This is a genomic window from Pseudomonas sp. BF-RE-25, from assembly GCF_019956105.1.
GTDB classification, from domain to species: Bacteria; Pseudomonadota; Gammaproteobacteria; order Pseudomonadales; family Pseudomonadaceae; genus Aquipseudomonas; species Aquipseudomonas migulae.
Map to the genome: position 1 here is coordinate 26469 of NZ_JAHBDB010000066.1, position 18451 is coordinate 44919.

20 protein-coding genes are annotated in these 18451 nt (G+C 59.5%); 12 read left to right on the forward strand and 8 right to left on the reverse strand.

Annotated elements, in window-relative coordinates:
* Positions 1-35: 35 nt before the first annotated feature.
* Together KGB24_RS24600 and KGB24_RS24605 are read right to left on the reverse strand one after the other, a co-directional pair.
* On the reverse strand, positions 36-677 hold the full coding sequence (locus KGB24_RS24600; RefSeq protein ID WP_008027710.1) for a dual specificity protein phosphatase family protein: 642 nt from the start codon (positions 675-677) through the stop codon (positions 36-38).
* 198 nt (positions 678-875) lie between these two features.
* Positions 876-1181 carry a hypothetical protein gene (locus KGB24_RS24605; protein WP_223415772.1) on the reverse strand — a complete coding sequence of 102 codons (306 nt, stop codon included), beginning with the start codon at positions 1179-1181 and terminating at the stop codon, positions 876-878.
* A 231-nt stretch (positions 1182-1412) separates the two neighbouring features.
* Between KGB24_RS24605 and KGB24_RS24610 the strand changes: the two genes are divergently transcribed.
* From KGB24_RS24610 to KGB24_RS24620, 3 genes are all read left to right on the forward strand, one after another.
* Positions 1413-2471, forward strand: a complete 1059-nt coding sequence (locus tag KGB24_RS24610) for a PA0069 family radical SAM protein (RefSeq protein ID WP_008027708.1) — start codon at positions 1413-1415, stop codon at positions 2469-2471.
* Between the two features lie 243 nt (positions 2472-2714).
* Positions 2715-3446, forward strand: coding sequence for a carbonic anhydrase (locus tag KGB24_RS24615; RefSeq protein WP_008044681.1), 732 nt, complete (start codon positions 2715-2717; stop codon positions 3444-3446).
* Positions 3447-3536: 90 nt separating this feature from the next.
* The gene (locus tag KGB24_RS24620) at positions 3537-5063 is read left to right on the forward strand and encodes a SulP family inorganic anion transporter (RefSeq protein WP_223415773.1); all 1527 of its coding nucleotides are present in this window, start codon (positions 3537-3539) and stop codon (positions 5061-5063) included.
* A 100-nt stretch (positions 5064-5163) separates the two neighbouring features.
* On the opposite strand, the gene KGB24_RS24625 is transcribed toward KGB24_RS24620, so the two are convergent.
* Complete coding sequence (locus KGB24_RS24625; RefSeq protein WP_008027703.1) at positions 5164-5814, reverse strand: hypothetical protein; 651 nt, start codon at positions 5812-5814, stop codon at positions 5164-5166.
* Positions 5815-6185: 371 nt separating this feature from the next.
* Here KGB24_RS24625 and coxB point away from each other — a divergent pair, with 371 nt between their 5' ends.
* The 4 genes from coxB (at position 6186) to KGB24_RS24645 (ending at position 10567) form a co-directional block, all read left to right on the forward strand.
* The gene (gene coxB / locus KGB24_RS24630) at positions 6186-7313 is read left to right on the forward strand and encodes a cytochrome c oxidase subunit II (protein WP_008027701.1); all 1128 of its coding nucleotides are present in this window, start codon (positions 6186-6188) and stop codon (positions 7311-7313) included.
* A gap of 82 nt (positions 7314-7395) precedes the next feature.
* Entirely contained in the window at positions 7396-8988 is a 1593-nt protein-coding gene (ctaD, locus tag KGB24_RS24635) for a cytochrome c oxidase subunit I (protein ID WP_008044690.1), read from the forward strand.
* Between the two features lie 114 nt (positions 8989-9102).
* Positions 9103-9654 (forward strand): cytochrome c oxidase assembly protein, encoded by a 552-nt coding sequence (locus KGB24_RS24640; RefSeq protein WP_008027696.1) that lies wholly within the window; start codon positions 9103-9105, stop codon positions 9652-9654.
* Positions 9655-9679: 25 nt separating this feature from the next.
* Positions 9680-10567: a cytochrome c oxidase subunit 3 gene (locus tag KGB24_RS24645; RefSeq protein WP_008027694.1), complete on the forward strand. Its 888-nt coding sequence runs from the start codon at positions 9680-9682 to the stop codon at positions 10565-10567.
* A gap of 80 nt (positions 10568-10647) precedes the next feature.
* Here KGB24_RS24645 and KGB24_RS24650 read toward each other — a convergent pair whose 3' ends face one another.
* Positions 10648-10851 (reverse strand): twin transmembrane helix small protein, encoded by a 204-nt coding sequence (locus KGB24_RS24650; RefSeq protein WP_008027692.1) that lies wholly within the window; start codon positions 10849-10851, stop codon positions 10648-10650.
* 70 nt (positions 10852-10921) lie between these two features.
* Between KGB24_RS24650 and KGB24_RS24655 the strand changes: the two genes are divergently transcribed.
* The 5 genes from KGB24_RS24655 to KGB24_RS24675 are packed head-to-tail and all read left to right on the forward strand — an operon-like array spanning position 10922 to position 14824.
* Complete coding sequence (locus KGB24_RS24655; RefSeq protein ID WP_223415774.1) at positions 10922-11662, forward strand: SURF1 family protein; 741 nt, start codon at positions 10922-10924, stop codon at positions 11660-11662.
* Positions 11628-12221 (forward strand): hypothetical protein, encoded by a 594-nt coding sequence (locus KGB24_RS24660; RefSeq protein ID WP_223415775.1) that lies wholly within the window; start codon positions 11628-11630, stop codon positions 12219-12221. Before KGB24_RS24655 ends, KGB24_RS24660 begins: the two co-directional genes overlap by 35 nt.
* A gap of 10 nt (positions 12222-12231) precedes the next feature.
* Positions 12232-13305, forward strand: a complete 1074-nt coding sequence (locus KGB24_RS24665) for a COX15/CtaA family protein (RefSeq protein WP_192417858.1) — start codon at positions 12232-12234, stop codon at positions 13303-13305.
* A complete protein-coding gene (cyoE, locus tag KGB24_RS24670; protein WP_008027686.1) occupies positions 13293-14192 on the forward strand; it encodes a heme o synthase in 900 nt (299 codons plus the stop codon). Before KGB24_RS24665 ends, cyoE begins: the two co-directional genes overlap by 13 nt.
* Positions 14189-14824: an SCO family protein gene (locus tag KGB24_RS24675; RefSeq protein ID WP_008027684.1), complete on the forward strand. Its 636-nt coding sequence runs from the start codon at positions 14189-14191 to the stop codon at positions 14822-14824. Before cyoE ends, KGB24_RS24675 begins: the two co-directional genes overlap by 4 nt.
* A 139-nt stretch (positions 14825-14963) precedes the next feature.
* Here the strand turns inward: KGB24_RS24675 and KGB24_RS24680 are convergent, their stop codons facing one another.
* The 4 genes from KGB24_RS24680 to KGB24_RS24695 form a co-directional block, all read right to left on the reverse strand.
* Positions 14964-15734, reverse strand: a complete 771-nt coding sequence (locus tag KGB24_RS24680) for a MetQ/NlpA family ABC transporter substrate-binding protein (RefSeq protein WP_223413961.1) — start codon at positions 15732-15734, stop codon at positions 14964-14966.
* Between the two features lie 74 nt (positions 15735-15808).
* Complete coding sequence (locus KGB24_RS24685; protein ID WP_008027679.1) at positions 15809-16483, reverse strand: methionine ABC transporter permease; 675 nt, start codon at positions 16481-16483, stop codon at positions 15809-15811.
* On the reverse strand, positions 16483-17490 hold the full coding sequence (locus tag KGB24_RS24690) for a methionine ABC transporter ATP-binding protein (RefSeq protein ID WP_008027677.1): 1008 nt from the start codon (positions 17488-17490) through the stop codon (positions 16483-16485). The genes KGB24_RS24685 and KGB24_RS24690 overlap by 1 nt, the downstream gene beginning before the upstream one ends.
* A 208-nt stretch (positions 17491-17698) precedes the next feature.
* Entirely contained in the window at positions 17699-18415 is a 717-nt protein-coding gene (locus KGB24_RS24695; protein ID WP_008027675.1) for a PA5502 family lipoprotein, read from the reverse strand.
* Positions 18416-18451 lie beyond the last annotated feature (36 nt).

Below are 18451 nucleotides of genomic sequence, written 5' to 3' on the forward strand. Positions count from 1 at the left end.
TGACCTCCCGCAGTGCAATGCTGTGGGAGGTGCTGTTACTCAACGTGGGCCGATTTGAACCAGCTTTTCATCGAGCAGGCCGCGAACGGGCTTGTACTGCATTCCCCGTTGGCCAGGGCCGTGCGCAGCTTCTCGGCATCCGCCTGCATCATGTAACGAATACCGTCCTTGAAATGGGTGCTGTCGCCAAAGCCACCTTGAGTCATCTCGTTCAGGGCGTCTTCCTTGCTCCAACCCTGCACCACTACCCGGTACATGGCGGCCATCAGGCCGGTCCGGTCCGAACCATGCTTGCAGTGCATCAACACCGGGCCCTTGGCTTCGGCGGCTTGAATGGTGCGAAGGGCCTTGAGCACATCCGCGTCATCCACGTGGTTGGTGCGATAGGGCAACTGCACCTGGTCTATACCGGGCGTGGCCAGCCAGCTTGAATCCGACTCGGGCAGGAAGTTGATCACGGTGGCGACCTTGAGTTTTTCCAGCAACGGGACGGCTCCGCGGTCAGGCAATGCACTGCGGTAGAGCGTTGGAGACATCTGGAAGAGGTTGTACTGCACCTCGACCGATTGAGCCCACTCCGCAGGACGGGGTGCGACCGCATCGTCAGCGTGGGCGAGCGTCAGATTGAGGAATGCGACCAGCGACAGGCACATCGCAGGGATAAGACGTAGGGACATGCTCGGCGACCGTATGCAAAAAGGCGGGATGACGACGCCAGATTGAGCCCTGATCAGTCAAAGACCTGTGAGCCGTCTGTCAAAGAATCGTGAATCATCCATTTATATACGATTGATCAACCATGGACGACGGTAGTTTCATGCCCCATTGCAACTAAGCCTGTATGAATCTCACACAGGCTTAGTTAATAAACAGGCTTAAGGGTTGACGATACTGGAATACGCTTTCGCCAAGGCCAACAGTTTCTCCTTATCATCACTGTCGATATCGCCGTCACCGTCCACATCGCTATTGACTGCTTTGATAGTGAAGGACCGGCCACCATCACTGGAGACCGCCGTCACGTAGGCGGAGTCCACCAGGGACTCGGTCGACAGCTCATTCACGGCGTCCCACCCCAGCTCCTTGCGAGCCAGTTGCATCGATACCTGAGCTTCTCGCGGGTTGACAATACTTGGCGCCAGCAATTGTAAAAAGATACCGCGCTGATTAAATAACGACATTTATTAATTCCATTTAATAAGTAAATACACGAAACTTCGTGCGAAGCGAATACTACTTATCAAGTTAGCATCGGGGCTATTCGATATTTGTTTCCCGGCGTTGCACCAAGTTGTACTTATCAATCAATTCCATAACAAATGGTCATCCTGCTTTGCCAGAGCGCCAAACGGCACTGGCCGGTTCGCTCAACCTTCGATACTGTATGCACATACAGCTACGAGTATCGTCCGATGAGCACTCCCTTGCCACCCCGCGGTCGCGGCACCGCCACCAACCCGCACAACCGCTTCGCGCCAAACCGCTCGGTGGCGGAGGACGATGGCTGGTATCAGGAGGCGCCGATGACCCAGGGCACCGAGGTGCGCATCGAGACCGCTAAAACCATCATCACCCGCAACAACTCGCCAGACTTGCCCTTCGATCGCTCGATCAATCCCTATCGCGGTTGCGAGCATGGCTGCATTTATTGCTACGCACGGCCCAGCCACGCCTATTGGGACATGTCGCCGGGGCTGGATTTCGAAACCCGATTGATCGCCAAGACCAACGCCGCCGATGTGCTGGAAGAACAGCTGTCCAAACGCGGCTATCAATGCGCGCCGATCAACCTGGGCTCCAACACGGATCCTTATCAGCCGATCGAACGCGAACACAAAATCACCCGCAAAACCCTGGAGGTGCTGCTGCGTTACCGTCACCCGGTGACCATCATCACCAAGGGCTCGCTGATTCTTCGCGACCTGGACCTGCTGGCCGAACTTGCCGAGCAAAGGCTGGTGGCGGTGATGATCAGCCTCACCACGCTGGACGATGAACTCAAACGCATCCTCGAACCGCGTGCCGCAGCGCCCAAGGCCCGTCTCCGGGCGATCCGGGTGATGCGTGAAGCCGGGATTCCGGTGGGGGTGTTGTGTTCGCCGATGATTCCGATGATCAACGACAGCGAGCTCGAAAGCCTGTTGACCGAGGCACAGGCGGCCGGCGCGCAAAGTGCGGCCTACATGATGCTGCGCCTGCCACTGGAAGTGGCGCCGTTGTTCGAAGAATGGCTGGCGGCCCACTATCCTCAGCGGGCGGCCCATGTGTTGAGCCTGATCCGCCAGAGCCGCGGTGGCGAGCTCTACGACAGTCGATTTGGTAGCCGGATGCGGGGCGAAGGTCCATTTGCCGACCTGCTGGCGCAACGCTTTGCCAAAACCATCAAACGCCTGGGGCTCAATCAGCGAGAAGGTTTCAATCTGGATTGCGAAGCCTTCTGTCCGCCGGGTCGCCAGATGTCGCTGATTTAAGGACAATTGGCCTATGGTGAGTAATGGAAAACGTGCGACGCATTTAGGCTGGTCACGTTTTTTGTGATCTGGAACACACGTTATAGAGCGGTTCATTCAGTTTCAGTTAAGATTCGGCCGCTACCTTGTTCATCGAGTGACTGACGGGTCGAGATTTCCGGCCTGGATGTTTTTTATACAGCCACTGGCTTCACACCGGACAAAACGGGAAAATTCCCTGACTCCGCCAATGAGGATGAATTCATGAGTGACAAGGATAAACAGCCGTTGGCTGCGTCGGCTTCAGCCCAAACCGAGGCAGAAACCGCCGATGCAGCGTTGAAGCATATTGTTGACGGCTTTTTGCATTTTCATCATGAGATCTTTCCGCAGCAGGAAGAGCTCTTCAAAAAACTCGCCACGGCTCAACAGCCAAGGGCGATGTTCATTACCTGCGCCGACTCGCGCATCGTGCCTGAACTGATCACTCATAGTTCGCCGGGCGATCTGTTCGTGACCCGTAACGTCGGCAACGTCGTACCGCCTTACGGTCAGATGAACGGTGGCGTATCCACGGCCATCGAGTACGCGGTGCTGGCGCTGGGCGTGCAACACATCATCATCTGCGGCCACTCCGATTGTGGCGCGATGCGTGCGGTGCTCAATCCCGACAGCCTGGAAAAGATGCCCACAGTCAAAGCCTGGCTGCGGCATGCGGAAGTCGCGAAAACCATGGTGCACGACAACTGCAACTGCACCGACGAAAACGAGACCATGCACATCCTCACCGAAGAGAATGTCATCGCCCAATTGCAACACTTGCGTACCCACCCCTCGGTAGCCTCGCGCATGGCGAACGGTCATCTGTTCATCCATGGCTGGGTCTACGACATCGAGACCAGCGCCATCAAAGCTTATGACGCCGATCAGGGTCGTTTCCTGCCGCTCGATGGCAGCCATCCGATACCCGTGGCGACGCCCAAAGCGCGCTTCTAAATCTTCCTAAAAATCTGTGTGGTTTGACCCCGGCCGCTGTTTCAGCGGTCCGGCCTTGCCATGCCTGAAGAAAACTTCGGGAGAATCACCATGCGTGCAGCGCAACTCAAAGCTGTTCTGCCACGGGAGCTGCTCGCTTCAGTGGTCGTGTTTCTGGTCGCCCTGCCCTTGTGCATGGGCATCGCCATCGCCTCGGGCCTGCCACCCGCCAAAGGCCTTATCACCGGGATCGTCGGTGGTCTGGTGGTGGGCTGGCTTGCCGGCTCGCCACTACAAGTCAGTGGCCCGGCGGCCGGGTTGGCCGTTCTGGTATTCGAACTGGTGCGCCAGCACGGCATCGCCATGCTTGGGCCGATCCTGCTACTGGCGGGTTTCCTGCAACTGGTGGCCGGGCGCTTGAAGCTGGGCTGCTGGTTTCGAGTGACGGCGCCGGCGGTGGTCTACGGCATGCTGGCCGGGATTGGCGTGTTGATCGTGTTGTCGCAGGTGCATGTGATGCTCGACTCGGTGCCGAAACCTTCCGGGCTGGATAACCTGGCCGCCTTCCCCGCTGCCGTGGCTCAAGCCCTGCCTTCTTTTGGATGGCAAGCCGGTTTGCTCGGGCTCGCAACGATAGCGGTGATGTGGCTGTGGGAAAAACTCCGCCCACATTCCCTGCGCTTCATTCCGGGAGCGCTACTGGGCGTAGGTCTGGCGACGGTCGCCAGCCTGATGCTCGCCTTGCAGGTCAAACGCGTGGAAGCCCCGGCCAATCTGGCGGAAGCCATCGACTGGCTGAAACCCGAAGACTTGCTCAACCTGGCCGACCCGACCTTGCTGATCGCCGCTTTCGCCGTGGCCTTCATCGCCAGCGCCGAAACCCTGCTCTCGGCCGCAGCGGTAGACCGTATGCACAGCGGTCAACGCTCGGACTTTGACCGGGAGTTGTCGGCTCAGGGTGTCGGCAACATGCTCTGCGGCCTGCTCGGTGCGCTGCCGATGACCGGCGTGATCGTGCGCAGTTCGGCCAACGTGCAGGCCGGCGCCACCACACGAATGTCGACGATATTCCATGGCCTGTGGTTGCTGGCGTTCGTGTTGCTGCTGTCGAGCGTGCTGCAAAGCATTCCCGTGGCGAGCCTGGCGGGTGTGTTGGTTTACACCGGTTTCAAATTGGTGGACCTGAAAGCCTTTCGCAGCCTGGGCCGATACGGCCGGATGCCGATGTTCACTTACGCGGCGACAGCGCTGGCGATCATCTTTACCGATCTGTTGACGGGCGTGCTGATCGGCTTCGGTCTGACGCTGGCGAAACTGGCGTCGAAGGCCTCACGGTTGAAAATCAGCCTGATCGATCTGCCCAAGGACGGCGAAATGGAATTGCGACTGATCGGGGCGGCGACCTTTCTCAAGGTGCCGGCACTGACTCAGGTGCTGGGGACCATCCCCGCCGGCGCGACGGTGCACGTGCCGCTCAATAACCTGAGCTACATCGATCATTCGTGCCTGGAATTGCTTGAGGAATGGGGGCGGGCCAATGCGGCCAAGGGTTCGACGCTGCTGATTGAGGCGCGGGGGTTGAAGCGCAGGCTGGAAGGGCGGTTGCGGACCACCACCGGAGTAGGCTCCACCGCATAACCTTGTAGGAGCCAGCTTGCTGGCGATGAACGATAACGTGGTCTGTCAGATAAACCGCGTTTTCGTTCATCGCCAGCAAGCTGGCTCCTACAGAAGAGGGTTATGCGGCAGGTTGGTCCAGTTCGAGACCTACGCCCAGCCGGCGCGACATGCATGGCCAGCGTTTCCACGCAGCGCCGGTATCCGGGCTGCTGAGCTTCGCGCGGTAGGCTTCGACCGACTCCAGCGCAAAGCTTTCATCGTCGAGCATGTTATCCACCGCGTGGTGCACCACTTCGTCCAGTTGGTTGGCAAATTCCTCACCGATCAGTTGGTGAGCGATCAGGTTGGCGACAGTCATGTCCAAGGGGATCAGTGGCTGGCCAAAATGCTTGATGTACAGGTCGTTGACCTCTTCGACAAACCGATGAGCCAGATAGGCTTCGTCCAGCAGGCTGTCCAGTCCGACGTGCCCTGCCATGATTTCTGGCGGCTGAAGGAAGTATTGCTCGGCAATTTTCAGCACCGGTTTGATCTGTGACTCGATACCCGCTTCCCTGGCGACTTCATTGGCTGCATCCAGCAGATCAGGAACTTCATCGATATAGGCGGCGACAAAACGCGTCAGCACGCCATTGGCATCCGCCTCCGGCAGTTGGATCGATGGGTGTAGATGAGGCAGTTTGCTTTCCAGCTGACGTGTCAGCAGGCCGGTCTCGGCTTCATGTTGTTGGGCTTTTTGGATCTGCTCGCGCAATGCGGCGGTGTTCATGAAAACTCCAGGAAACAAAGGCAATGAAATAGGGAAGACATAACTTAGCTGGCATCCAAAATCTGCTAAGACGCATTTGTCATAAATATTTCATCCTTGAGACGTCAAAGTTATATCGATGTGCCACCACTCATCTGCATCCTTCTCCATTCGTGACCTAGAACGCAAGTCCCAGCTGTTTCAGATGATTTACGCCCTCACATTGCGAGGTAGCAGTCGCTGTCTATACTCGGGTTGGAATGGAGTTAGCTGATGACGTCCGACTGCACACGCAGCAAGACCCGGCGATTCAAGTTCGTAGTCTGAAAAAGCCGCTCCCTTGCCGCAGGTGAAAGCCGGCGGGATAACAAGAACGATAAGGGGAACCCGCAATGATGCGACATCCACACGTCTGGATGGGCCTCCTGTTGTGGTCGATTTTCAGTCAGGCACAAGCGGCCTGGACTGTGAATATGGCGCCGGGAGCGACTGAAATCAGTCACGCAGTATTTGACCTGCACATGACCATTTTCTGGATCTGTGTAGTGATCGGCATCATCGTCTTCGGCGCCATGTTCTGGTCGATGATCCTCCACCGCCGCTCGACCGGGCAGGTGGCCGCCAAGTTTCATGAAAGCACTACCGTCGAAATCCTCTGGACCATCGTGCCCTTCATCATTTTGGTGGCCATGGCGGTACCGGCGACGGCGACCCTGATCAAGATGTACGACGCCAGTGAGCCGGATATCGATATCCAGGTCACCGGCTATCAGTGGAAGTGGCACTACAAATACCTGGGCCAGGACGTCGAGTTCTTCAGCAACCTGGCCACTCCCGCCGACCAGATCCACAACAAGGAAGCCAAGGGCGAGCACTACTTGCTCGAGGTCGACAAGCCGCTGGTGCTGCCGATCGGCGCCAAGGTGCGCTTCCTGGTGACCTCCGCCGACGTCATCCACTCCTGGTGGGTGCCGGCCTTCGCGGTCAAGCGCGATGCGATCCCGGGGTTCGTCAACGAAGCCTGGACCCGCGTAGACAAGCCCGGTCTCTATCGTGGCCAGTGCGCCGAGTTGTGCGGCAAGGACCACGGCTTCATGCCGATCGTGGTCGAGGTCAAGGAAAAGGCCGATTACGAAAAATGGCTGGGCGAGCGCAAGGCCGAAGCTGCGCAACTCAAAGAACTGACCAGCAAGGAATGGACCCTCGACGAGCTCAAGGAGCGCGGCGACAAGGTCTATCACACCACTTGCGTGGCCTGTCACCAGGCCGAAGGCCAGGGCCTGCCGCCGATGTTCCCGGCGCTCAAGGGCTCGAAAATCGCCACCGGACCGATCAAGGATCACTTGGGCATTGTCTTCCACGGCAAGCCTGGCACCGCCATGGCGGCGTTCGGCAAGCAGCTGTCGGAAGTCGATATCGCAGCGGTCGTGACCTACGAACGTAACGCCTGGGGCAACAACAAGGGCGACATGGTCACGCCTAAAGAAGTGCTGGAGCTGAAACAGGCGGAAAGCAAATGACCCGGTCTATTGCGTACACCAGCAACCGGCCGGGGCACTGCGCCCCGGCCCGCCCAGCCTCTCTGTTTGCAGGAGACATGAAATGACGGCTGTCATCGATGACCCTGTCCATACCCATACCGAGCACGCCCATGGCCCTGCCAAAGGCCTGATGCGCTGGGTGCTGACCACCAACCACAAGGATATCGGCACGCTGTACCTGTGGTTCGCGTTCTCCATGTTCCTCTTGGGCGGTTCGTTCGCGATGGTAATTCGCGCCGAACTGTTCCAGCCGGGATTGCAGATCGTCCAGCCGGAATTCTTCAACCAGATGACCACCATGCACGGTCTGGTGATGGTCTTCGGTGCGGTGATGCCGGCCTTCGTCGGCCTCGCCAACTGGATGGTCCCGCTGATGATCGGCGCGCCAGACATGGCGCTGCCACGGATGAACAACTTCAGCTTCTGGCTGTTGCCGGCGGCGTTCCTGCTGTTGGTGTCGACCCTGTTCACCCCTGGTGGCGGGCCGAACTTCGGCTGGACGTTCTACGCGCCGCTATCAACGACCTATGCGCCGGAAAGCGTGACGTTCTTCATCTTTGCCATCCACTTGATGGGGATCAGTTCGATCATGGGCGCGATCAACGTGATCGCCACCATCCTCAACCTGCGCGCCCCCGGCATGACGCTGATGAAAATGCCGCTGTTCGTCTGGACCTGGCTGATCACCGCGTTCCTGCTGATCGCGGTGATGCCGGTACTGGCCGGTTGCGTGACGATGATGCTGATGGACATCCACTTCGGCACCAGCTTCTTCAGTGCTGCCGGTGGCGGTGATCCGGTGTTGTTCCAGCATGTGTTCTGGTTCTTTGGTCACCCGGAGGTGTACATCATGATCCTGCCGGCCTTCGGTGCCGTCAGCTCGATCATCCCGGCGTTCTCGCGCAAGCCGCTGTTTGGCTACACCTCGATGGTCTATGCCACGGCATCTATTGCGTTCCTGTCCTTTATCGTCTGGGCGCACCACATGTTCGTGGTGGGCATACCGCTGGTGGGCGAGCTGTTCTTCATGTACGCCACGCTGCTGATCGCGGTGCCGACCGGGGTGAAGGTGTTCAACTGGGCCAGCACCATGTGGCAAGGCTCGCTGACCTTCGAGACACCGATGCTGTTTGCCGTGGCGTTCGTGATCCTGTTCTCCATCGGCGGCTTCTCCGGGTTGATGCTGGCCATCGCCCCGGCGGACTTCCAGTACCAGGACACCTACTTCGTGGTCGCGCATTTCCACTACGTACTGGTGCCGGGGGCAATCTTCGGGATCTTCGCGTCAGCCTACTACTGGATGCCGAAATGGACCGGCCACATGTACGACGAAACCCTCGGCAAGCTGCACTTCTGGCTGTCGTTCATCGGCATGAACATGGCCTTCTTCCCGATGCACTTCGTGGGACTGGCAGGCATGCCGCGACGGATTCCGGACTACAACCTGCAGTTCGCCGACTTCAACATGGTGTCGTCGATCGGTGCGTTCATGTTCGGCGCCACGCAGATCTTCTTCCTGTTCATCGTGATCAAGACCATCCGCGGCGGCCCGCCAGCACCGGCCAAACCGTGGGATGGCGCGGAAGGCCTGGAGTGGAGCATCCCGTCACCGGCGCCGTACCACACGTTCACCACGCCGCCGGAAGTGAAATGAACACCGTCCTTGTAGGAGCCAGCTTGCTGGCGATGAATTCCACGCGGTGTGCCAGACACACCGCCATCGCTGGCAAGCCAGCTCCTACAGGGGTTTGTGTGGGGATTGGAAACCATGGCTGATTCTGTTTCGATGAAAAAACTGGTCACCCGCCTGTTGCTGGTGGTGGTGGCGATGTTTGTCTTCGGCTTTGCCCTGGTGCCGATCTACGACGTGATGTGCAAGGCGTTCGGCATCAACGGGAAGACCGCCGGGCAATACGAAGGCGAACAAACCGTCGATACCTCGCGGCAGGTCCGCGTGCAGTTTCTGTCGACCAACTCTGCTGACATGTCCTGGGATTTCTACCCCAAGAGCGATGAGTTGACGGCCAACCCTGGGGCGGTCAACGAGATGATCTTCATCGCCCACAACCCGACCGACCGGCCGATGAGCGCGCAAGCGGTGCCGAGCATCGCGCCGAGCAACGCGGCGGCGTATTTCCACAAGACCGAATGTTTCTGCTTTACCCAGCAAGTGCTGCAGCCCGGTCAACGGATCGAGATGCCGGTACGTTTCATCGTTGACCGCGACATGCCCAAGGAAGTGAAGCACCTGACGCTGTCCTACACGCTGTTCGATATCACCGCCCGACATCCACCGGTGGCTGTAAATACTGGCGGCTGAGCGTGCCCGATAAGGAGAACAATAAATGGCAACTCATGAGCACTATTACGTACCGGCCCAAAGCAAATGGCCGATCATCGCCACGGTCGGGATGTTCATCACCGTGTATGGCCTGGCCACCTGGTTCAACGATCTGAAAGCGGCGCGGCCGGAATCCCACGGCCCGTTGATCTTTTTCGTCGGTGGCCTGCTGCTGGCGTACATGCTGTTCGGTTGGTTTGGCACGGTGATCAAGGAAAGTCGCAGCGGTTTGTACAGCGCGCAGATGGATCGCTCGTTCCGCTGGGGCATGAGCTGGTTCATTTTCTCGGAGGTGATGTTCTTCATCGCCTTTTTCGGCGCGTTGTTTTATGTGCGCCATGTGTCCGGTCCCGCCTTGGGTGGCGAAGGCACCAAAGGCCTCGCCCACATGCTGTGGCCTGCCTTCCAGTGGACCTGGCCGCTGCTGAACAACCCGGACTCAAAACTCTTTGTGCCCCCGAAGGAAGTCATCAGCCCCTGGGGTCTGCCGTTGCTCAATACCGTGTTGCTGGTGAGCTCCAGCGTCACGATAACCATCGCCCACCACGCCTTGAGAAAGGGCCATCGCGGTGCGTTGAAAATCTGGCTGGCGATCACCGTGTTGCTGGGCTGCGCGTTCCTCGGCTTCCAGGCCGAAGAGTACATCCACGCCTATCACGAACTGGGCCTGACTCTGGGTTCGGGCATCTATGGCGCGACGTTCTTCATGCTCACCGGATTCCACGGCGCCCACGTAACCATCGGCACCATCATTTTGTTTGTGATGCTGATGCGAATCCTGCGCGGACACTTCGATAACGAGCACCAATTCGGATTCGAGGCAGCGAGCTGGTATTGGCACTTCGTGGACGTGGTTTGGATCGGGTTGTTCATTTTCGTCTACGTGTTGTAGGAGCGAGCTTGCTCGCGAAGGTATTTCAGTCGAAATCAACGTGTCTGACACACCTTCGCCAGCAAGCTGGCTCCTACAAGTTACCAAGGCGCAGTAGAGACCAACTGGCCGCTGAAAAAACCCCAGGCGATCAAGCCGACGGTAACAGCGGCCAGGGCAACACGGACACTCAAGGCAATGACGAGGCGGTTCGAGCTGCTGTCGTCCTTGACCAGAAAAAACAGGCCGCTGAACAGGCTGACAACCGTGGCAATCAGCATCAGGACGATGGCTGCTTTGAGCATGGTGGGACTCCGGGGGACAGGCGATGCACTTGAGTATAGCTATCGCGACCAATGACTTTCTGGCGACGCCATGAAGCGCTTTCGGCCGGGCATCGTGCCGACGCTGGTGGTCGCCCTCCTGCTGCCGCTGCTGGTATCGCTCGGCTTCTGGCAACTGGGCCGTGGCGCGGAGAAAAGCGCGCTGCTGCACACCTACGCCGAGCGCCGTGCCGCCGAACCGATGGCCAGCACCGAACTGCCACACACCGAAGATCCGGCCTTTCGCCGGGTTCGCCTGCACGGCCAGTTCGATGCCGCGCACAGCCTGTTGCTGGATAACCGTCAACGTGACGGCAAGGTTGGCGTCGAGCTGCTGCAACCGTTTCAGGACCAGGCGACCGGGCTCTGGCTGCTGGTCAATCGCGGCTGGCTGCCATGGCCGGACCGGCGCACACCGCCGCAATTCACCACACCCGCCCAGGCATTGAGTCTCGATGCCTGGGTCTACGTTTCCCCCGGCGCAACGTTTCAATTACACGCTGACCCGGACAGCACAACCTGGCCGCAGCTGATCACAGCGGTCGAGCCGACCAGGCTCTGGTCCGCGTTGGGCCGTGAAGGGTTTGCCTACGAATTACGCGCAGAAAACAGCCTTGCGACCTACCGCGCCGACTGGCCGATCGTTGCCACAGGGCCGGAAAAACACATCGCTTATGCCGTGCAGTGGTTCGCCATGTCGATCGCCCTGCTCGGCCTTTTTATCTACCTCGGCTGGCACAACGCAAAGGAGAAACACCATGGGAGCGGCCATGAATCCACCCAGCATGTCTGAAGCGAAAACGCCGGCGAACCGGCGCAAGGGTCGCTTGCAGCTGTTACTGATCCTGCTCGTGGTGATCGGCCCGATGATCCTCGCCACCGGCATGTACAAACTGAATTTCTGGGTGCCGGAAGGCCGCAGCTATCACGGCGAACTGATCGGCAACGGCCAGACCCGCGCCGACCTTGGCGTGCAGGCGCAGGAAGAGCGCTGGCAGCTACTGGTCACGGCACCGAAGGCGTGTGCGGTGGACTGCCAGCAACTGGTGTATCTGGCACGGCAAATCCAGATCGGCCTCGGTCGCGATGCGTCCCGCGCCAGTCATGCCATCGCCACCGCGCAGCCGCTGAACAGTGATTACGAGACTAAACTTCAACGCGAGTACCCGCAGTTGCAGCGTTATCCACTGGACCTGCCGACCTACACCAAAGGCGCTCAGAGCAATGACACGCCGCACCTGTGGATCATCGACCCCCACGGCAATCTGGTGCTGCGCTACGACCCGACGGTGAAGGGTAAGGACTTGCTCAACGACCTGCGCCATCTGCTGAAACTGTCGAACATCGGATAAGGGCATCGTCATGGCCAAACCTGGATTTCGCCTCGCGCTGTTTGCCACCTTGCTGGCACTGATTGTGGTGCTGCTCGGCGCCTACACCCGCCTGACCCACGCCGGTCTCGGCTGCCCGGACTGGCCGGGCTGCTACGGCTTTATCAGCGTGCCGAAAAGCGAAGCCCAGCTGGCGCATGCCGAACTGCACTTTCCCGATGCACCCGTCGAAGCGCACAAGGGCTGGAACGAGATGGTCCACCGTTACTTCGCCGGCACGCTGGGGCTGTTGATCTCGGTGCTGGCCGGTCGCGCGTGGGTGCATCGTCGTCATCCGGGGCAACCGGTGAAGCTGCCGTTGTTTCTGTTGGCGGTGGTGATTGCCCAAGCGGCGTTCGGCATGTGGACGGTGACGCTCAAGCTTTGGCCGCAAGTGGTGACGGGGCATTTGCTCGGTGGGTTCGCGACGTTGAGCCTGTTGTTTCTGCTGACCCTGCGCCTGTCCGGCGTGCTACCTGCGCTGACCGTACCCCGGCGCTTGCAGTACTGGGCGACGGCCGGGTTGTTGCTGGTCATCCTGCAAATCGCCCTCGGCGGATGGGTCAGCTCCAACTACGCGGCGGTGGCCTGCATCGACTTCCCGACCTGCCACGGGCAATGGCTGCCACCGGCGGACTTCGCCAACGGCTTTCACCTGACCCAGCACATCGGCCCCAATTATCTCGGCGGGCAGCTCGACAGCGATGCTCGCACGGCGATTCACCTGACTCACCGTATCGGCGCGCTGTTGGTGACAGTGGTGCTGCTCGGCCTTGCATGGCAACTGAAAGTCGTCGGCATGACGCGCCTGGCCGGGCTGGTGCTGATTGCCCTCGCCGCACAAATCACCCTCGGCATCAGTAACGTGCTGTTCCACCTGCCGCTGCCGGTGGCCGTCGCGCATAACGCCGGCGGCGCAGCGCTGCTGCTGACGATGGTGCTGGTCAATTATCACGCGCGAACCAGTCTGGTTCGGGTCAAGCAACCGACACGCTGGCGGTTCAGCCCGCGTAAACATTCAGCCGGGCCCATAACAATAAAAGGAGAAATGCCATGGCGACTCTGATCGGCGCACGTCACAACCAGGCGATCTGGCGTGACTACCTGGAGCTGACCAAGCCGAAAGTGGTGGTGCTGATGCTCATCACCTCGCTGGTCGGCATGTTCCTCGCGACCCGCGCCGGGGTGCCATGGACCGTGCTGGTGTTCGGCAATCTGGGGATCGCCTTGTGTGCCGGCGGTGCGGCGGCGGTGAATCATGTGGTGGACCGACGCATCGACGCGGTGATGGCCCGAACCCACAAACGCCCCTTGGCCGAAGGCAGGGTCTCACCGACGGCGGCGCTGACGTTCGCATTGGTGCTGGCGGTGCTGGGCCAGGCATTGCTGCTGGCCTTCACCAACCCGCTGACCGCTTGGCTGACCCTCGCCTCCTTGCTCGGTTACGCCGTGGTCTACACCGGTTTCCTCAAACGCGCGACGCCGCAGAACATTGTCATCGGCGGCCTCGCCGGTGCCGCCCCGCCATTGCTCGGCTGGACCGCCGCCACCGGCCACATCAGCGCCGAACCGTTGTTGCTGGTGCTGATCATCTTCGCCTGGACCCCGCCGCACTTCTGGGCGCTGGCGATTCACCGCAAAGAGGAATACGCCAAGGCCGACATTCCGATGCTGCCGGTGACCCACGGCGAGCACTACACCAAGATTCACATCCTGCTCTATACCTTCGCGCTGCTGGCCGTGAGCCTGATGCCGTATGTGATCCACATGAGCGGCATGCTTTACCTGATTTGTGCGTTGGGACTGGGCGCAAGGTTTCTGCAATGGGCCGTGGTGCTGTACCGTGGCACTCGACCGCACGCGGCGATCAACACGTTCAAGTACTCTATTTACTACTTGTTCCTGTTGTTTATCGCGCTGCTCGTAGACCACTACCTACTGTTGAACCTATGACTCGAACCCAGAAAACCGTCTTCATCCTTGTTGCCCTGATCGCACTGGTTCTGGGCCTGACCATCAATAAAGTGCTGTCCGGCAAAGGCCAGGGCGACCCGACCGCGTTGATCGACGCCGGGATCATCCTGTTGCCGCAAAGCCGCAACCTGCCGGACGTGACGATGACCGATCAGGACGGCAAACCGGTGGCGGTCAACGCGCTGAAAGACAAGTGGAGCCTGCTGTTCTTCGGCTACACCTTCTGCCCGGACATCTGCCCCACCACCCTCGCCCAACTGCGCCAGATCAAGAGCGAACTGCCGCCGGAGGCTGTGGATAAATTGCAGATCGTGCTGGTCAGCGTCGACCCGAACCGCGACACACCCAAGCAGCTCAAGCAATACCTGGGCTACTTCGATCCGCAGTTCCAGGGCCTGACGGCGACGTCGGTGGAAGACATTCAGAAACTGGCCAACGCGGTGAGCATTCCGTTCATTCCGGCGGACACCAGCAAACCGAATTACACGGTTGATCACAGCGGCAACCTGGCGGTGATCGGGCCGGACGGGACACAGCGCGGGTTTATCCGGGCGCCGTTGAACAACGCGAAGCTGGTGGCGCAGTTGCCGGTGATGCTCAACCGTAAATAAACCCCTTGTAGGAGCCGGCTTGCCGGCGATGGCGATCTCACGGACGTCATCGCCGGCAAGCCGGCTCCTACAAGATCCGTGTTTCAGGCAAAAAAATGGGGCGCATTCAATGCGCCCCATTTTTCGTTACAGCGTCAGATCAGAACGCCGGCACCACAGCGCCTTTGTACTTCTCAAGGATGAAGGCTTTCACTTCCGGGCTGTGCAGCGCGGCAACCAGTTTCTTCATGTCTTCGCTGTCCTTGTCGTCCGGGCGGGCAACGAGGATGTTCACGTACGGCGAGTCGCTGCCTTCGATGACCAGAGCATCCTTGGCCGGATCGAGCTTGGCTTCCAGCGCATAGTTAGTGTTGATCAGCGCCAGGTCGACCTGGGTCAGCACGCGCGGGATGGTCGCGGCTTCCAGTTCGCGGAATTTCAGGTCCTTGGCGTTCTCGGTGATGTCCTTGACGGTCGACAGGATGTTGTTCGAATCCTTCAACTTGATCAGGCCAGCCTTGGCCAGCAACAGCAAGGCGCGGCCGCCGTTGGTGGCGTCGTTCGGGATCACCACGGTGGCGCCGCCCGGCAGTTCGGTCAGTGCCTTGTACTTGCTGGAATAAGCGCCCAGCGGTTCCAGGTGCACACCGGCTACGGAAACCAGATTAGTGCCCTTGGCCTTGTTGAACTCATCGAGGTATGGCTGGTGCTGGAAGAAGTTGGCGTCCAGACGCTTTTCCGCCACTTGCACGTTCGGCTGAATGTAATCGGTGAAGACTTTGACCTTCAGGTCCACGCCTTCTTTGGCCAGGGCCGGTTTCACGAATTCGAGGATTTCTGCGTGCGGAACCGGGGTGGCCGCAACGGTCAGGGTGTCGGCGTGGGCAGAAAAGGCTGCAACGACAGCGAACGCGACGAGTAGTTTTTTCATTCAGCTAACTCCTTGTGAATATCCGCTTGCGGCGCCTGTTTGCGGCGCCCGCCAGCGAATGGCCTGCTCATAAATTATTTGCGCGAGAAGTGTACGACCAACTTGTCGCCAACCGTTTGCAGCACTTGAACCAATACCAGCAGCAACACCACCGTGACGACCATCACGTCAGTCTGGAAACGCTGGTATCCGAAACGGATCGCCAGGTCACCCAGACCACCGGCGCCCACCACACCGGCCATCGCCGTGTAGGACACCAGTGTAATAGCTGTCACCGTAATCGCCGCGAAGATGCCCGGGCGGGCTTCCGGCAGCAAGGCATTGGTGATGATCTGACGTGTCGTCGCGCCCATGGCCTGGGTCGCTTCGATGATGCCGCGATCCACTTCACGCAAGGCGGTTTCCACCAGACGCGCGAAGAACGGTGTGGCACCGACCACCAGCGGCGGAATCGCACCGGCGACACCCAGCGAAGTGCCGGTGATCAACACGGTGAACGGGATCATCACAATCAGCAAAATGATGAAGGGCAGTGAACGCAGGATGTTCACCACCAGCGACAACATCGCGTATACGCCTTTGGCTTCCAGCAACTGACGCGGGCTGCAGAGAAACAACAGCACGCCCAGCGGCAGGCCCAGCAAAACAGTGAACAACAGCGAACCGCCGAGCATCAGCAGGGTGTCGCCGGTGGCCAGCCAGATTTCGAACCAATCGATGTTGGCGAAAAACGTTGTCAGAGCTTCCATTAACGAAGCACCTCCATATGAACGTCAGCCGCGGTGAAGCGGGCAAACGCCGCCTCCATGTCGCCACCGGTGACCGCCAGGGTCAGTTGCCCATAGGGGATGTCTTTGATGCGGTCGATACGACCGGCCAGGATGCTGTAGTCCACGCCCGTTTCCCGAGCGACGGTTCCCAGCAATGGCGCGTAGGTCGCTTCGCCCTGGAAGGTCAGACGCACGATACGGCCCGGCACGTGAGCAAAGTCGTCGCGCTGTTCGCTTTCGTCGATCTGCTCGTCTTCTTGCACGAAGCGTTTGGTGGTCGGGTGTTTCGGGTGCAGGAACACTTCAGCGACCGAACCTTGCTCGACGATCACGCCAGCGTCCATCACGGCCACCTGGTCGCACACGCGACGAATCACATCCATCTCGTGGGTGATCAGGACAATGGTCAGTTTCAGCTCGCGGTTGATCTCGGCCAGCAATTGCAGGACCGACGCCGTGGTCTGCGGGTCCAGTGCGCTGGTGGCTTCATCGCACAGCAGGATTTTCGGCTTGGTCGCCAGTGCGCGGGCAATGCCGACACGCTGCTTCTGGCCGCCCGACAACTGCGCCGGGTACTTTTTGGCGTGGTCGGACAAACCTACCCGCGCCAGCAACTCGGCGACACGCTGGTCGATCTCGCCACGCGACAGTTCACCGGCGAGGGTCAACGGCAGTGCGACGTTGTCGGCCACGGTCTTGGAAGCCAGCAGGTTGAAGTGCTGGAAAATCATCCCGACCTGCTGACGGAAGCGCCGCAAGCCGCTGGCGTCGAGCGCCGTGACTTCTTCGCCGTCGACGATGATCTTGCCGCCACTGGAGTTCTCCAGGCGATTGATCAGACGCAGCAGGGTACTTTTTCCCGCACCGGAATGACCGATCAGGCCGAAAACCTGGCCGTTCTCAATCGACAGACTGGTCGGGTGCAGGGCGGGAATATCCTTACCGGCGACGCGGTAGGTTTTGTGGACGTTTTGAAACTCGATCACGTAGCGAACCTTGTGGGGCGCGTTGAATAAGGATCAGCGGTTAGCCGGGCGCGCATTTTAGCCTGTCCGTATAGAGGTTATTAGCATTTATTCCGCATTCAACCTTTCATTTGGCAATAACGAATGCGCGGCAGACGCCTTCGCGAGCGGGCTCGCTCCCACAGGAACAGCAACCAACCTGTGGGAGCGAGCCTGCTCGCGATGCTTTTTAAGGTTTACGCGGACTCAAGACCATCTGCGCCGGAACATTACGCAGGATCTGCTTCTCCAGATTCAGGTCAAACCCCGAATCCAGCTTCTTTACCCGCTTGGTCAATAACGTCGCCAGCCACGGATAGTCCTGCGTACGCGGCGCCTGAATGCTCACGTCACATTGGTAATTCACCACATCGGCGGCGATCGCATCCAGTTGCCGGCGAAGTTTGCTCATATCGGTGAGGTTCAACGCGACGGTGGTGCTTTCAGCGGTCGGATCAATCACTTTTGCCTGAGGTTTTGCCTCGGCCGCCAACAGCGCCGCTTCAGCTTTGTCGAGCTCTGCCTTGCGTGCGTTGACGATGGCGTTGTTGACCCCACCGGTCAACGCCGGCGCCTTGGGCATCAACGCCCGCGCACGGCTCAGTGCGGTCGCCGCAGCATTCACATCGCCTTTTTGCAGCACGATCTGGCTGCGTTGCAGATAGGCCTCGGCGAGTTGCCGTTGGTATTGCACAAGGGACGGGTCGTTTGGCGACTCAGCCTGCAAGGCAGCCAATTGATCTTCGGCAGTGGCCAGTTCGCTGCTGGCGAGGCTTTGCTCGAGCTGTGCGATGGCCGTGGCCCGCGCATCAGTGGCCTCGGTGGCCGCCGGTGGCGTGCTTTGGCATGCACCCAGTAGCAGCGAAAATGCGACAAGGAGCAGATAACGGGAGGCGAACGGCTTCATTCCTGCGACTCTCTATTTGCGCAAAAAACGAGCAAG

Bases quoted from the DNA above. Each gene is read 5' to 3' on its own strand.
- KGB24_RS24660 (WP_223415775.1), top strand. From the start codon at position 11,628: ATGGGAGCGGCCATGAATCCACCCAGCATGTCTGAAGCGAAAACGCCG.
- ctaD (WP_008044690.1), top strand. From the start codon at position 7,396: ATGACGGCTGTCATCGATGACCCTGTCCATACCCATACCGAGCACGCC.
- KGB24_RS24685 (WP_008027679.1), bottom strand. From the start codon at position 16,483: ATGGAAGCTCTGACAACGTTTTTCGCCAACATCGATTGGTTCGAAATC.
- KGB24_RS24600 (WP_008027710.1), bottom strand. From the start codon at position 677: ATGTCCCTACGTCTTATCCCTGCGATGTGCCTGTCGCTGGTCGCATTC.
- KGB24_RS24620 (WP_223415773.1), top strand. From the start codon at position 3,537: ATGCGTGCAGCGCAACTCAAAGCTGTTCTGCCACGGGAGCTGCTCGCT.
- KGB24_RS24610 (WP_008027708.1), top strand. From the start codon at position 1,413: ATGAGCACTCCCTTGCCACCCCGCGGTCGCGGCACCGCCACCAACCCG.
- cyoE (WP_008027686.1), top strand. From the start codon at position 13,293: ATGGCGACTCTGATCGGCGCACGTCACAACCAGGCGATCTGGCGTGAC.
- coxB (WP_008027701.1), top strand. From the start codon at position 6,186: ATGATGCGACATCCACACGTCTGGATGGGCCTCCTGTTGTGGTCGATT.
- KGB24_RS24695 (WP_008027675.1), bottom strand. From the start codon at position 18,415: ATGAAGCCGTTCGCCTCCCGTTATCTGCTCCTTGTCGCATTTTCGCTG.
- KGB24_RS24655 (WP_223415774.1), top strand. From the start codon at position 10,922: ATGAAGCGCTTTCGGCCGGGCATCGTGCCGACGCTGGTGGTCGCCCTC.
- KGB24_RS24640 (WP_008027696.1), top strand. From the start codon at position 9,103: ATGGCTGATTCTGTTTCGATGAAAAAACTGGTCACCCGCCTGTTGCTG.
- KGB24_RS24625 (WP_008027703.1), bottom strand. From the start codon at position 5,814: ATGAACACCGCCGCATTGCGCGAGCAGATCCAAAAAGCCCAACAACAT.
- KGB24_RS24605 (WP_223415772.1), bottom strand. From the start codon at position 1,181: ATGTCGTTATTTAATCAGCGCGGTATCTTTTTACAATTGCTGGCGCCA.
- KGB24_RS24650 (WP_008027692.1), bottom strand. From the start codon at position 10,851: ATGCTCAAAGCAGCCATCGTCCTGATGCTGATTGCCACGGTTGTCAGC.
- KGB24_RS24665 (WP_192417858.1), top strand. From the start codon at position 12,232: ATGGCCAAACCTGGATTTCGCCTCGCGCTGTTTGCCACCTTGCTGGCA.
- KGB24_RS24680 (WP_223413961.1), bottom strand. From the start codon at position 15,734: ATGAAAAAACTACTCGTCGCGTTCGCTGTCGTTGCAGCCTTTTCTGCC.
- KGB24_RS24675 (WP_008027684.1), top strand. From the start codon at position 14,189: ATGACTCGAACCCAGAAAACCGTCTTCATCCTTGTTGCCCTGATCGCA.
- KGB24_RS24645 (WP_008027694.1), top strand. From the start codon at position 9,680: ATGGCAACTCATGAGCACTATTACGTACCGGCCCAAAGCAAATGGCCG.
- KGB24_RS24615 (WP_008044681.1), top strand. From the start codon at position 2,715: ATGAGTGACAAGGATAAACAGCCGTTGGCTGCGTCGGCTTCAGCCCAA.